Origin of the sequence: Thiocapsa bogorovii, from assembly GCF_021228795.1 — a bacterium.
Taxonomy (GTDB): domain Bacteria; phylum Pseudomonadota; class Gammaproteobacteria; order Chromatiales; family Chromatiaceae; genus Thiocapsa; species Thiocapsa bogorovii.
The window spans coordinates 4,042,473-4,057,085 of sequence record NZ_CP089309.1 but is presented as its reverse complement, the minus strand read 5'-3'; the positions used below and the strand labels follow the sequence as shown (position 1 = coordinate 4,057,085).

Annotated in this window: 6 protein-coding genes; 1 reads left to right on the top strand and 5 read right to left on the bottom strand. The window is 65.4% G+C overall.

The features are described from left to right. Nucleotides 1–169: 169 nt before the first annotated feature. Complete coding sequence (gene alr / locus LT988_RS17965; RefSeq protein WP_232406897.1) at nt 170–1,252, bottom strand: alanine racemase; 1,083 nt, start codon at nt 1,250–1,252, stop codon at nt 170–172. A 373-nt stretch (nt 1,253–1,625) separates the two neighbouring features. On the opposite strand from alr, the gene LT988_RS17960 reads away from it, so the two are divergent. Continuing rightward, on the top strand, nt 1,626–2,051 hold the full coding sequence (locus tag LT988_RS17960; protein ID WP_232406896.1) for a hypothetical protein: 426 nt from the start codon (nt 1,626–1,628) through the stop codon (nt 2,049–2,051). A gap of 28 nt (nt 2,052–2,079) precedes the next feature. Here the strand turns inward: LT988_RS17960 and hypF are convergent, their stop codons facing one another. From hypF to LT988_RS17940, 4 genes are all read right to left on the bottom strand, one after another. Further along, nucleotides 2,080–4,500 carry a carbamoyltransferase HypF gene (gene hypF / locus LT988_RS17955; protein ID WP_232406895.1) on the bottom strand — a complete coding sequence of 807 codons (2,421 nt, stop codon included), beginning with the start codon at nt 4,498–4,500 and terminating at the stop codon, nt 2,080–2,082. 1 nt (nt 4,501) lies between these two features. Further along, entirely contained in the window at nt 4,502–9,799 is a 5,298-nt protein-coding gene (locus LT988_RS17950; protein ID WP_232406894.1) for an AAA family ATPase, read from the bottom strand. Further along, nucleotides 9,796–12,684 (bottom strand): lipoxygenase family protein, encoded by a 2,889-nt coding sequence (locus LT988_RS17945; RefSeq protein ID WP_232406893.1) that lies wholly within the window; start codon nt 12,682–12,684, stop codon nt 9,796–9,798. Before LT988_RS17945 ends, LT988_RS17950 begins: the two co-directional genes overlap by 4 nt. A 194-nt stretch (nt 12,685–12,878) precedes the next feature. Next, nucleotides 12,879–14,471, bottom strand: coding sequence for a Crp/Fnr family transcriptional regulator (locus LT988_RS17940; protein ID WP_232406892.1), 1,593 nt, complete (start codon nt 14,469–14,471; stop codon nt 12,879–12,881). Between the last annotated feature and the right edge of the window lie 142 nt (nt 14,472–14,613).

The window sequence follows — 14,613 nt, the reverse complement described above, 5'->3', positions numbered from 1 at the left end:
CGCCATGGATCTGGCTGTCGGCTTCGAGCGCGAGCCGCCGCACACGACTCTCGTCAAAGCGAACGTCCGCCAGCACTCCCCGACGACCGTGGACACAAGCTCGACCACCTCAGGGACACTTCGACGCCTACTGGAGGCACGACCAGTGACTACACTCGGGAACGAGGTACTAGCCATCCTCGTAGATCAAGGGGACGCGTCTGCTGATGTTCGTGAAGAGTTGATAGGCGATCGTCCCGCTCGCCTCGGCGACCGCGTTGGCCGAGACCTGCCCCCCCCAAAGCTCGACCGGATCGCCGATCGCGGCATCCGCGATCCCCGTCAGATCAAGGGTCACGAGATCCATGGAAACACGGCCGACGATACGGGTCATGCGGCCCTTGACGGCGACCGGCGTCCCGTCCGGAGCATGACGCGGATAGCCATCCGCATAACCGATCGCGGCGACCCCGACCCGGGTCGCACGCTCGCAGACAAAGCGCCCGCCGTAGCCCACCGGCTCGCCGGGGCTGAGCTCCCGCACGGAGATGAGCGCGGACTCCAGCGTCATCGCCGGTCGCAGCGACGCAGTCGACCCTCGCGCGCCCTCGAACGGTGAGGCGCCGTAGAGCATGATCCCCGGGCGGATCCAGTCGCCGTGCGCACGCGGCCAGGCGAACACGGCGGCCGAGTTCGAGAGACTGCGGGGCGCGCATATCGCTGCAGTGGCCTCTTCGAAGACCCGCATCTGCTGCGCGGTGTAGTCATGATTCGGCTCGTCGGCGCGAGCGAAGTGCGACATCAAGACCAAGCTTCGCACATGCCGGCAATCCGCAAGCTCCGCATAAGCCGCGGCAAAATCCTCCGGCGCGAAACCCATCCGGTGCATCCCGGAATCCATCTTGATCCAGCAATCGAGCGGATGCTCGGGCCGCGCGGCGAGTAGCCACTCGAGTTGAAGCCGACTGTGGATCACCGGAGTCAGGCGGGCCCGATCCAGGATTGTCATCTCGTCGGGCGAGAAGATCCCGTCCAACAGGAGGATGGGCGCACGGATACCGGACTCTCGCAATTCCAGCCCCTCCTCGAGATAGGCAACCGCGAAACCGTCGGCCTCCTCGGCGAGGGCACGCGAGACCGCCACCGCGCCGTGCCCGTAAGCATTGGCCTTGACGACTGCGAGCGCTCGCGCACCCGGCGCCATGGCTTTGGCTCGACGGTAGTTATGGCGCACCGCATCGAGATGGATGCGGGCACGGATCGGACGTGGCATGGCGGACTCGGCGTGGGTTAGCGGCGTGGTATCGTTCTCGCGTCAGGCCCGATGGCGCGGACTCCATTTCAGTCTATCGCACCCGAGCTGCTAGGATCAGCACCCTGTCGTCAGGCAATTGATCAACGAACCTCATCGTTGTCGTTGTCGAGAACGACCCTCCGGTCCTGCACCGGGGCGTCGCCGTTCTCGATCGTCATCTTGCGGGACACTCCCTTTTGGGGAGCCTCGCTCAAACCGCCGCACAGGCCTGTTCGGCGCCAAAGGTCACTGGTGCCTTCGGCGAGGCCGCCGTAGATATCGCGGCCGTCCCGGACGGATCGCTGCAACGCAGTTGCCGGCCCCAAGGCCGTAGGTACAGAGAGGTGGATCGATGGAGAACACGACAAAGCCCGCACCGGGAAAATCGCGCTGGCCCAGAGTGCTGATCACCGTGTCGGTGGTCGTCGGTGCGCTGGTGCTGCTCTTGACGCTACTCCCTCGCGGGGCCTTTCCTACGGACCTGTCGGCCATCGGCAAAGGGACCCCGGCTCTGGTCATCGCCCGCGACGTCAACTATCTCGCCGGCGCCGAGGTGATGGACCTGATCAACACCATTCGGCCGGAGTACGAGGGCAGGGTCGTATTTCTTGCGGCCCATCTCGGCCATCCTGATGGACAGGCCTTTGCCCGGAGACACGGGATGGAGGATGGCGTCGTGGTCATTTTCGATGCGGATGGGTCGCCCACGGGGAGATTGGTCATTCCGCAAACCGCCGACATACTCCGCGCCGCACTGGATGTCGTAGCCACACGCTGAAGCCAAGTGACCAATCCCATTGTCGCGCTCAGGCCCCAAGACTGCCGCTCAAGACCCGCGCCGCCGCAACCGCCGCTTGGCCAAACGAAATCCCCCCGTCGTTGGCCGGCACTTGGCGCTGCAACAGAACCCGGAGCCCGGCGGCTTCAAGTCCACTTGTGACGGATTCGAGGAGCAGTCGGTTCTGGAACACGCCACCGGAGAGCGCGACGGTCGAGAGACCGTGACGGCTCGCCAGATCGAGGGCCAGCGTACCGAGCGCCGTCGCGAGTCCAACGTGGAAGGCTGCGGCGATCTCTTCGGGTGGACGGCCGCGGGAGAGGTCGGCAAGCAAGGCGTCCCAAAGCGGCGCCGGATCAAGCATTTCGCCGGTTGGCCCGCTCGATCGCTCGAACGGATAGCCGTCGCCGACCCGTACCATGGCGTCGGCGGCCAGCGACTCCAGGGCGGTGGCGGCCTGCCCTTCGTAGGTCAGTATCTCGCCGCCGACGCCCAGCGCCGAGGCGACTGCATCGAAGAGGCGCCCGGTCGAGCTCGCGAGCGGTGCGTTGAGGCCACGCGCGATCAGTGTGTTTAGAATCCCGAGCGGTTTGGCGTCGAGCCGCTCGATCGGCTCGAGCCCGGCGAAGCGCGCACGCCAAGTCGCCCAACCGCCGGCGCTTTCCAGGTGTGCATAGAGGTTGCGCCAGGGCTCCAGGATCGCGCGCGTCCCGCCGGGCATGGCCACTGCTTTGAGATGGGCGAGCCGTCGGAAATCCAGATAGTCCCCGAGCAGGAACTCGCCGCCCCAGAGTGTGCCGTCGCTGCCGTAGCCGAGTCCGTCGAGCAGGATACCGAGCACAGGCCCGGCATCCAGGGGCCAGCCGTTGTCTGCCAGCGTCGAGGCGAGATGGGCGTGGTGATGCTGCGCCCCGATCAGCGGCAGACCGTCGCGCGCCGCTCGGTCACGCCCGGTCAGGCTGGACCGGTAGTCCGGGTGCAGATCGACGGCGAGCGCCTCGGGAACGACCTGGAAGAGGTCGAGATAGAGGGCGAGGGTCCGTTCGAATTCACGTGCGGTCTTGGCGTCCTCCAGATCGCCGAGATGCTGGGAGAGGATCGCCTGACCGTCGCGGACCAAACAGAAGGTGTTCTTGAGCTCGCCGCCGAGCGCCAAGAGCGGCGGTGCGGCCTCGAAGCCGGGCGGCAGGGGCAAGGGTGTGGGGGCATAGCCGCGTGCACGCCGGAGCAGGCGAGGCGTCCCCGCCATCACCCGAACCACCGAGTCGTCGACCCGGTTGAGGATCGCCCGGTCGTGCAGCAGCAGGACATCGGCCAGCTGCCCGAGCCGGCCGAGCGCATCGGCGTTGTCGATACACTGGGGCTCCTCGCTCAGATTGCCGCTCGTCATCACCAGGGGCCGATCCCAGTCCTCCAGGAGGAGATGGTGGATGGGACTGTAGGGCAGCATGACCCCCAAGGTCATCTGACCGGGCGCGACATCCGGCGCCAAGGGTCGCCGCGGATCGCCGCCCTGCTCCGCCCCATCCGAGCGGATCCGATCCAAGAGCAGAATCGGCGCACCTGGACCTGAGAGCAGCTCGGCAAGCTGCTCCGCATCCCGCCCGGGCACACGGCAATAGCCCCGGATCACATCCAGATCGCGCGCCATGAGCGCGAGCGGTTTGGCATAGCGCCGCTTGCGCCGACGCAGCTCGGCGACCGCATCGGGGTTGGTCGCATCGCACGCGAGATGGAAGCCGCCGATGCCCTTGATGGCGAGGATCCGCCCCTCGGCGAGCAACCCGCTTGCCGCGGCGATGGCATCCTGGGCACCGAACGTCGTGGGATCCAGGACGCACCCCGCGGAATCCTGAAGCCAAACTTTGGGGCCACAGACAGTACAAGCGTTGGGCTGTGCATGGAAGCGTCGGTCCGCGGGATCCTTGTACTCAGCCGCGCAGTCCGGGCACATGGGAAAGGCGGCCATGCTGGTCCGGGCACGGTCGTAGGGGATGCCGGCGACGATACTCAGACGCGGCCCGCAGTGGGTGCAATTGGTGAAGGGATAGCGATGGCGCCGATTGGCGGGATCCCGGATCTCGGCGACACAGGCCGCGCAGGTCGCGGCATCGGCAACGATGCCGGTATGCACGGCGGTCGACGCGCTCTCCAGGATGACGAAGTCTTGCCGCCGCGCGAGGTCCGCCAACGCCTGCGGCTCATCGATCGGACGCCGCTCGATCGCATCGATCCGGGCCAACGGCGGGCATTCCTCGCGCAGACGCTTCAGAAAACCGCTGACGCCGGCACCATCCCCGGCGACGCCGGGGCTCAGCCGAATCAACACGCCCTCACCGTCGTTCCGCACATCGCCGCGCAGACCGCACGCGCGGGCCAACCGCCAGACGGTGGGCCGAAAGCCCACGCCCTGAACCAGGCCGCGGACCCGAATCGACTCGGCGGTCATGCTATTTCAGCCCGATCCTTTCGATCCCGTCCCATGCCGCGGCGGACACGCGGTCGCGGATACGCCCGCAGCGCTTGGCCAAAAGCACGGGCAGAGGATCATCCGGCGCAAGGTCTCGACAGAGTCTGAAGGTCCGCGCGGCGTGATCGTCGTCGCCTGCCCGATAGAGGCGCAGCCCTTCCGACAAGGCGTCTCGGGCTCGTAGCTTCTGATCGCGCAGGGTCTCGGGATCCGCATCGAAGACCTCGTAAAGTCGCACCGGGGCCTCTCGACCGGCCACGGTGACGAGATCGATCTCCCGAATCAGGTAACACTCCGGGTCGTCGAGCGAAGCGTAGGTATTCCCCCCGATCAACAGGCCCAGGCCGTAATGCTTGGTCAATCCCTCGATACGGGCAGCCAGGTTGACAGTGTCGCCGACCACACCGCATTTGAGGCGGTTGGCAGCGCCGATAGTGCCGAAGATCATCTCTCCCGTGGCAATGCCCACACCGATACGGATCGGTGACTGGCCGTGCAGCTCGCGGGGCCGTGTCCATTCCCCGAGACTGCGCAGCATGGCGATACCGGCGCGCACGGACGCATCGGCGCCGCGGTCGAACACGGCCATAATGGCATCGCCGACATAATTATCGATGAATCCGCCCTCGGCCAGCACCGCCGGCTCCATCCGGGCGAGATAGGTGTTGATGAAATCGATGGCGTCTTCCGGTGCCATGCCCTCGACGAGCGAGGTGAAGCCGCGGATATCCGAGAATAGAATCGATGCCTTGGTCAGGACGTGGTCGCCGAGCTTGATGTCCCCGATGGACGGACGACCCAGGGTTTCGAGGAACTGGTGCGGGACGAAGCGAGCGTGGGCGAAGGTCAGCTCGGCCTGGCGCTCCAGCGAGCTGCGCAGCGAGTCGTAGAGACGGGCGTTCTCGATCGAGACGGCCGCTTGTGCCCCCAAGGTCTCCACCGTGATGCACCGATCCGCGGAGAAGGCCCCGCGCACGCCGGCATTCTCGAGATAAACCATCCCCACGACGTCGCCCTTGGACAAGAGCGGAACGCAGAGAATCGACAAGGCCGAATGCGCCCGGATATGCGGATCGGATCGAAAGGTCGGATCCGCGCAGGCGTCGTCCATCACGACACGCTCACAAGCGCGGCGCACAAAGCTCACCAACCCGTTAGGGATCCCATGCAGCTCGACGGCCGAGCCGTCGGTCAAGACTTGCACATCGCCCTTGGCATCGCCGACGGCCGCGACCTGTAACCGGTTGTCGACATCGAGCAGCAGAACGCCGCGGGTCGCACCGGCATTGATCACCATGGCGCGCATAACCTCGGTGACCACGTCCTTGAGCGAGACCTTGCGGGCCAGTGCCGCGGCGGCGCGGATCAGGGTCGCACTGTCGACGATCTGCCCGTGGCCGCTGCTGCTCGTACCCGTCTCGGTCACGTCGGCCATCCCGCTGTTGCGCGGCTGCACCAGATCGGCGTAGCGCTCGGCCAGCACCTTCGACCAGGCATTCGCCCCCCAGACATCGAAGGCATCGACGGCGTCGGAGAGATAACCCGCCGCCGCCGTCCGGGCTCCGCGCCCGAGATAGAAGCGGGCCGCCCGCTCCAGGAACAAACCGACATCCTGAAGGGCACCGGCCCGCCGGGCGGCCGTCACGGCGGCGTCGAAGAGCTCCATGGCGCGGGCCGATCGACCACCGGCCGCGGCCAGCTCGGCCCGCAGCATCAGTGCACGATGGGCAAAGTTCTCGGGGGCATGGCGGGCCCAACGCTCCAGCCGCCGCGTGAGTCGCCACGCCCGGGAACGCCGCATGACCGAGCGTGCAACCCCGTCGGTCGCGCCCAGCTCGATCAGGGCCAGGGCCTCGTAAAACTGGTAAAAGGGCTCGAACGCCATGGAGACGATGCCGTTCAGATTCTCCTCCATCCCGCGCGCCCGTGCGAGCACCTCCCGAAAGTCGTCGCGCATGAGGGCATCGAGCATCCGATACTTGTGGAAATAGGCGAGCGAGGTGGCATCGCGCTGCTCGGTCCAGACGGCAAAGCTCTCGTCTTCGCTCTCCCGCTCGCCTTCGGCCAGGTACGCCGCGTCCTCCAGCCCCCGCATGCGCGCAATACTGAAGCCCGCCATCCGCATGATACGTCGAGTCTTTTCGTGACGCGCATCGCCCTCGGCGGCCTGGTGACTCTTGAGATAATCGGACACCTTCGCCAGCGGCAGCCCGCCCATGAAGGCGTAGGATGCGTGTCCGTAGTGATGGTATCCATGATGCTCGAGATCACCCGCGCTGATTGCCTTTTCGGCCCCTTCCAGGAAGATCGGCAGTGTCTCGACCAAGGGGGCAGACCAGTGTTGGATGAAGCCCGCATAGATCATGAGAATGCGGCCTTCGAGATCGCGTGCGTCCAGGTCGACGACGAGCTGCCGTGCCAGATCACCGTAGGCCAGACCGCGCACGGGATCCGCGAGAACGGCGCAATGCAGCATGCCGTAGAGGACGTAGGCGTAGGCGGACTCAGGCGCATTGCCGTACCGAACGGACATTTGGACCATGCGCAGTGCGATCAGGGGCAGCAGATTCGGCGCGCTGAAATAGGCCGGCGGCGCCAGTAGGACCATGATCTGCATGGCGGCGAGCTTGCGCGGGTCCTGCATGCGCGGCAGCTCCGCCAGGTCGCGGGTGGTGCGTCCGGCGAGACGCGTCTTGGCGCTCGCCAGCTCGGCGACGACCCGAAGCAAATGCACCCGACGGGGCAGCTTCTCGCCGAGCAGCGCCAGTGCACGCAGGCCCACATCGAGCGCCCTGCCGTAGGCCATCCGGGAGGTATGCAGCAAGACCATCAGCCCCAGCACCCGGACCTGATCCAGCGCCGGCCGGCCGCGCCCGAGCAGACCGTCGGCGATCTCCTCGGCGAGGTCGGTGCGGTCCTGCAGATAGGCCGCCTGCGCCTTTTCAAGCGCGATCTCGAACGCCAGATCGGGCTCGCGCCGCCAGGCGTCCTCGCCCAGCATGGCATCGGCGACATCCAGATAGTGAACGGCTGCGTCGTAGGCGAGGGCCGACTTGGTCAAGCGCGCCGCCTGCAGGGCTAAATCGCGCAGACGCCGGCGCTCGTCCGGGTCGAGCCGGCGCTGCCCCGCGATCAGATGGTCCGTGATCTCGGTCAGACGCCCGACCGCTGCGGGGTCCGGGATCTTCTCGAGCAGCAAGGCACCGATACGGGCGTGGATCTGCTCGCGCAGGTCCTGCGACAACAGATCGTGAGCCGCCTGCTGGACTCGGTCGTGCTGGAAACGATAGCGGCGGGGGAATACCCGATCGCCGGCCTCGTCGTCGACGCGGAGGAGGATATCGGCCTCGAGTGCCGGGGCGAGCAGCCGCACGATCTCGATCGGATCGTGCTCGGCGGCCAGGGCCAGGATCTCGGTCTCGAACAGATTGCCGTGACAGGCCGCGATCTGGACCATCTCACGGGTCGGCGCCGGCAGCTCCAGAATCCGTTCGATGACCAGATCGGCGACATTGTCGGTGATCTGCTCCAAGTCCACCGCAGCGAGATCCCACTGCCAACGCCCGGTCGCCGCATCGTAGAGGAGCAGCCGTTTGCGCTGAAGCGCCCTCAGGAACTGCTGCACGAAGAACGGGTTGCCGCCGGTCTTGGCGACCACGCGCGCCGCCAGACCCTCCACCTCGGCTGCCGGGTGCCCCAAGGCGTCGGCCAAGAGCTCGGACACCGCCGCATGCCCGAGCGGTCCCACCTCGATGACGGGTGGAAGCCCGAGCTTCTCCTCCAGCGTCGCGAACAGCCCGGCCACAGGGTGCCCAGCCCCGATCTCGTTGTCTCGATAGGCGGTCAGGATCGTCAGGTAGCCGATCTCGGTGTCCGTCAGAAGCAGCTCGATCAACGCGCGGGAGGCGCTGTCGGACCACTGCAGGTCGTCGATGAAGATCACCAGCGGCGATTCCGAACGCGCCAACGCGCCCACGAACCGGCGAAACACCAGAGACATGCGGATCTGAGCCTCGTTCAGACCCAACTTGGCCACAGGCGGCTGAGGGCCGAGCAAGGCCTCGTATCCGGGCAGGAGGTCGAGCACCACCCGAGCATTGGGGCTGAGCGCATCGAGCAGATGGGCGCGCCAGGCATCGACCTGCTCGGTCGTCCCCGCCAGAAGACTGCGCAAGAGTGCGTTGAAGGCCTGGACGAAGGGGGCGTAGGGACGGGCCCGCTCGGTCTGATCGAACTTGCCTTGGATGAAATGACCGCCGTGGGCGACGATCGGCGCCACCAGCCGCTCGACCAGCGCAGACTTTCCGATGCCCGACTGGCCCGCGATGCGCAACAGTCTGCCGCCGCGCCGGCCATCGACCGCCATGAGACCGGTCAACCGGTCGATCATCGCCTCGCGGCCGTAGAGGCGATCCGGGATCCGCAGCATGCTGGGCATCGGAGCGCCACGATCGCCCGGCCGCTCGACGGCGTTGATGAAGTCCGTCGCCGTCTGGAACCGATCTTCCGGGTTCTTGCGGATCAGCCTCATCACCGCGTCGGACAACGCGGTCGGGATGGCGTCGCAAAGATCGTGCGGAGCCGGCGGGATCTCGGTCAAATGCCGGTGGATCAGGGTCGCGGGATCCGGGTCCGCGAAGGGTACCCGCCCGGTCAGCAGCTCGTAGAGCAGGATGCCGAAGGCGTAAAGGTCGGCACGCCAATCGACCTGACGGTTCATGCGGCCGGACTGCTCGGGCGCCATGTAGGCCAGCGTACCCTTCGCCGCGAAGGCACCGGCCGGCTCCTCGGCGAGGTCGGCGGCCCGAATGGCCAGACAATAGTCGATGAGCCTGACCCTGCTGAAGCCTTCGTCGACGATCAGGTTCGACGGCTTGATATCGCGATGGACGATACCTTGGACCTGGTGAAGGTCGGCCAAGATCCGCGCGAGCTCCACAGCGATGCGCAGGACCGTCTCGGGCGGCAGCGGCAAGGTCGTGACCGTATCCAGAGAACGATCGCCCAGATCGTCGGACACCAGCATGGGCCCCTGATCGGTCCTGATCAGGGCACGCGCCGCGATCTGACCGGGGTGGGTCAGTCCACGCGTGATGGCGTACTCGTTCTCCAGTCGGGCGATGGCGTCCGGGGTCCAACGCCGCCCGCTCACCGTCTTGCAGATGACCGATTGGCCGTCGGCGAGACGGCCTCGATAGACGGTGAAGGTTTGGCCACGGCGAATCGGATCCAGCAATGTCGGTGAAGCCGCTCGTGCGAGGATGGCCGGCTGGATCATGTCACGATACTTTGAGGGACCTGTTTCGGATCCAGGTAGGTGTAAGGAACATCGCGACCGCGATTGCGCCTCTCGATCTCCAGGCTCAACGCATGCAAGTCGCGCCGAAAACGGGTAACGATCGGCAGCACCGACTGGGTTCCGGCGAAAAAGGCCGGAGCATACCGCCCGATCGGCATCTCGGTCCGACGCGACAACAGCCGGACCATGAGGATCTGAGTGGATGCGGTGCGCAAATCGGGTAGCGCACGTTCGAGGTCCCGCTCGCTCCAGCTCACATCCTTCTCCCGCGGCGGCGGTCGATAGAGCGCGCCCGGGACGTTCGGAATAAAGCCGAAACAATCGTACTGGCCGTTGTTCACCGCCGCATGGCCGGCCGAGGCCGTGTAGATGATCCGGGTCAGAAACCCGCTCAGCTCGTCGCGGGTCCGGAAACCCACTTCGCCGCCCGGAATGCCCCGGACGCCCCCGCCCCGCGGATCGCGAATCTCGGCGTGGAAGGCCTGCAACTCGTCATCCTCTGCGACATCGTCGTCGCTCGCATAGAAGTGCTCGACCATGGCCGCGACATAACGCTGGACGACCCCCCAGAGTTTAAGGGCATCGTCGCGCCAAGGATAGTCGGGCAATGCCTCGACATCGTCCACTCCGCGCGCCTTCAGATCGAGCGGGACATCCTGCGCGTCCAAGATCGGGTGATCCCGCCAGGCCCGCGCCATCAGCTCGAAGGCCCCTTTCGAACCGACGGCCATGGTGGAATCGATGGGGCCACCCGGCGCCAGCAGTTGGGTGCGCGCCGAGGTATTCACCGCCATGGTGTAGGCCAGATGGGGCGCCAAGAGTTTGTTGACGGGATGCGCATCGGGAAGGGTCCGACGCATGGCGACCTTGAAGAGCTCGACGATCAGGTGCGTACTCAGAAGATGCTCCACCACCTCGTGGACCTGGGCGTCGGCGGATTGCGTGAAGGTCTTCACCGCCAGCCAAAGCCCCGGATCGTCTTTGGGGGTGAAGATCGGACCTGCCTCGGGACGCTGGAAGAGCTGGATGGCAACGGGCATCAATCGTCTCTCGCCGTTCACGTAGAACAGGGCGATGGGATGGGCAAGATGCCGTCCGGGCTTAACCGAGATCCCTTCGAGTATTGCGTAGTTGCACCAATAAAGCTGCTTCTTCTTCATCGCCGAGGCGAGTGTCTCGCCCGGATCGAGCAGGCCGTCCAGGGCCGCATCGGTGACCGGAAAGTTGGCGGGGATCTCGTCGAAGAGGCGAATCATGCGCGGATTGACCCCCGCCACCCGTTGGCGGGCAAACTCGGCATCATCGCGCCAACGATCCATGGTCGGCGGCTTGTCGCGAAAGCCCCAGAGCAGAAAACGATAGATGTCGAGACCCTTCTTTTTGGCGAGCCAGTTCTCGATCCGACTCAATGCCAAGGCCAGGTAGGAGACCCCGACGATCCGGTAGATACGGCCTTGGATATAGCGGCTGTAGCGCTCGGCTAAAGGCAGCTCGCGCACGAAAGGCGGCAGCGGAACCGGGACGGTTTTGCGATCCTCGGGCTCGGGCTCGTAGATCTTGAAGACCCGTCGATACCAGGGCGGCGGATCCCACGGGGGCCGAACGCCGGTCGGCTCGACCTGGATAAAGCCGTGCAGAAATTGATAGATGCCGCGCGCCTTCTCGAGCTGCTCCCTGCGCTCTTCAAGGCGCTCGGGCGTGTCGTGTTGCGGCAGACAGGGCCGCCTGTAGACATCGTCGGAGACGACGGGCGAGACGGTCTCGTCGGCGTAGGCCTCGGCAGGCTCGCTGCGCTCGTCGGGGATCCGCGGCGGCTGGCCGCGCAGTCGATACATCAAGACCCGCGCACGTCGCGGCCACCACCCGGCCAAGCGCAGATAGTCGATGGACGGCCCGTCTCTGAAGTTCCGGGCAGGGATCGTCTGCAACACCGACTGCGGCAGGTGACGCAGGCTGAACAGGCATTCATTGCCCTCGGCGTCGTCGAGCGCTTCGGTGATGGTCACCTCGGCGAGATCCCGCCAGGGACAGTCGTCTTCATTCCAGGGATAGAGCGAGGACAGCTCGTAGTCCCGATCATCCGAATCGCGCCAGTCCAGAAGCTGGATCTGGAACCGGTAGCGCACGTGTTGCTTGTCGAGACGCCTTCGGTACTCGTCCTTGAGGTAATTGCGCCCTCGCCGCTCGTTCGGCTTCGCCTGCTGAAACCACGGCGTGTGTAGATCGGCCTCGTCCGGGATCCCGTCGCGCTCCGGAATCTCGTCCCACGGGATCAGTCGAAATTTCGCATAGCGCACGACGGCGTCTTCGGCGATGAAGCGCAGGGGGATCTGCGAATAATAATGGAGGTTTGCAAAGCTCGATGGATCGCGACGCAAGGCATCGCGCACGTTCATGTAGCAGCGCGGATTGCGCTTGAAATAATCGATCAAATGGGCACGTCCTCCGCGAATACGCGCGAGCGTAAACTGGAGAAAGGTATCCATGTTCCAGAACGGCGTGCTGTTGCCGTTGTTCATCAGCATGTCGAACGGACTGTCGACGGCCTCGTCCGCGAACTTCACCGAGGCGCCGCGCACCACCAGAGCCGCATCGTCGAGGAAGCTTACGGAGGCATGCCGAAGCCGGCATGGGAACACCTTACCCGGCGTGAAGAAGCCGTTGGGCGGCAGATCCACATCGCCGAGAATCCTCGCCTGCCCCCGAACCACGAGCCCGTTCTCATGGCTCATGCGCCGGCGGGTCACGATGGAGTTGAGCGTAATGAGGGTAATGATGACGGGCCGCAGCAGGACCATGAAGAGCCGGCTGCGAAGAAAGCGCTCCCAGTACAGAAATCCATAATCACGGATTGCGTCGATCATTTCATCCCCCGGTGTCGTTTTGCCGAATCATGGTCGTGCTCGCCCGATTCCGGTGCGCAGGATTCAGGGCTCGCCGGGATACGAGCCTCCATCGAGGATGCCGTCGAGCGCATCGTGGCGCGGAGTGTCTCGCCAACAGCGACTCAGGGAGGCCTGTTTCGAAGACAGCGCCGGCTCGACAGGGTCTCTTGCGTTCACCAGCGCTCCGGCAGTTTGCGGTGGATGACGACGCGCTTGCCTTCGAGCGCAATGTAGCCGCCGGCCTTCAGATCCTTGAGGATTCGGCTGATCATCTCTCGGGAGGCGCCGACGAGTGCGGCGAGATCGCGCTGCGTGAGCGAATCGGTGATGAGGCGACCGTCCTCCTCGACGGCGCGCGCCTGGAGCGTATCCGCAAGCCGGCTGTAGACGTCGCGCAGCGCGAGGCGCTCGACCTCCTCGGTCAGCTTGCGCACCCGTGCGGCGAGCGCGCCGATCAAATGCAACGCCACGTTCGGTCGCGAGATCAGGAACGCCTGGAAGGCCGCCTTAGGAATGACCAGGAAACGCGACGGCGTGACGGTCATCACGGATGCCGATCGCGTAGAATCCTCAATCAAGGCGAGCTCGCCGAGATAGTCCCCGGGACCGAGCTCGTTGAGCACGATCTCCTTGCCGTTGTCGTCGGCCGAGAAGACCTTGACGCGGCCCGAGAGCAAGACGTAGAGGGCGCTGGCCTCGTCGCCCTTCTGCATGACCACCGTATTGGCGCGGTAGGTACGCATTGCGGCCTGATCGATCAGGTCACCGATGCGATCGATGCCAAGCTCCGCAAACAGCGGAATGTCCAACAGAATGTCGCGTGTTTCCTGGTTCATCATCGCTCTTTCCCGCATTCGGCCCGTCAGTGCCACGACGATGGATTGCCGCAGGCGATTGAAATTCGGCTCGAAGAAGCCGGAGACCAAGAACCCCCCGGATTGTTGATCAAGAAAGGCCAGCTTCTCCGCCGGGCCGACAATGCCCCCCCCATTCTCTTGGACGAGGCGCTGTTGACACAACATGCCGTAGTCGTCGGTCAAGGCGACCGACGGCAGCAGATCGGCCTCCGCAAGCACCACCGCTTCCATCGCCAGATCCGGGTCGCCCGTAAGGCGTCGCAAGAGACTCGCCTCGCCCGCCTCGTCCGGTGGGGCATCGGGAGGCGGGCCCGCTTGATGGAGAAAGCGAAAACAGCGACGCGCATAGGGCACGCCCGCCCTCACCTCGGTGGCGAGGACAAGCGCGGCGATGCGCTCGATCTCCTCGGGCGCGACACGCGCTTGCTCAAGATAGGGTCCGGCCGCGGCAACCGCCAACCGTTCCAACCGGAAGGACTCGTCGGCGTTGGTGGTGCCGTCATGACGAAAGTCATGCACGAGCGCGGCGACCACGACCCGCATCAAACGCTCGCTCGAGAGACCTGCCTGCTGACCGAGAAACAGGCTGCAAAGGACGACCTCGCAGATATGCTGGCTGTTGTGATACGCGTTGCGCGCCTGCTCTGCAGCCCCGCCGTCGATCTCGCCGGCAATGCACGCGCCGGCCGCGACCATGGGGTCGAATTGATCGCACCCCAGCCTTACTCTGACGGCCTCGAAAACCTCGGTCGCGGGTCGTTCAAGCTCCCCGACCACCCGAAAGCAGGCGACGATCTGATCCGCGACGACGCCGGGCGAGGCGCCGGGCGGCAAGACGAAGGGCGCTTTCGAGACTTCGGGAAAGGGCACCTTCGCCGCATCCGACGACATCATGCGCATGGGTTCCATGTCACAACGGTCGCAGACACCGGATGCGTCCCTAAGGGTCTCCAACAAAGCATCGTTGCCTCCAAACGAAGCGAAAACCGCAAACAGTTGAGGTCGACCTCATGGCATTCTAGCCACCACAGAACGCCATCGCGAGCCCGGA

Bases quoted from the DNA above. Each gene is read 5' to 3' on its own strand.
- LT988_RS17945 (WP_232406893.1), bottom strand. From the start codon at position 12,684: ATGATCGACGCAATCCGTGATTATGGATTTCTGTACTGGGAGCGCTTT.
- LT988_RS17960 (WP_232406896.1), top strand. From the start codon at position 1,626: ATGGAGAACACGACAAAGCCCGCACCGGGAAAATCGCGCTGGCCCAGA.
- hypF (WP_232406895.1), bottom strand. From the start codon at position 4,500: ATGACCGCCGAGTCGATTCGGGTCCGCGGCCTGGTTCAGGGCGTGGGC.
- LT988_RS17950 (WP_232406894.1), bottom strand. From the start codon at position 9,799: ATGATCCAGCCGGCCATCCTCGCACGAGCGGCTTCACCGACATTGCTG.
- LT988_RS17940 (WP_232406892.1), bottom strand. From the start codon at position 14,471: ATGGAACCCATGCGCATGATGTCGTCGGATGCGGCGAAGGTGCCCTTT.
- alr (WP_232406897.1), bottom strand. From the start codon at position 1,252: ATGCCACGTCCGATCCGTGCCCGCATCCATCTCGATGCGGTGCGCCAT.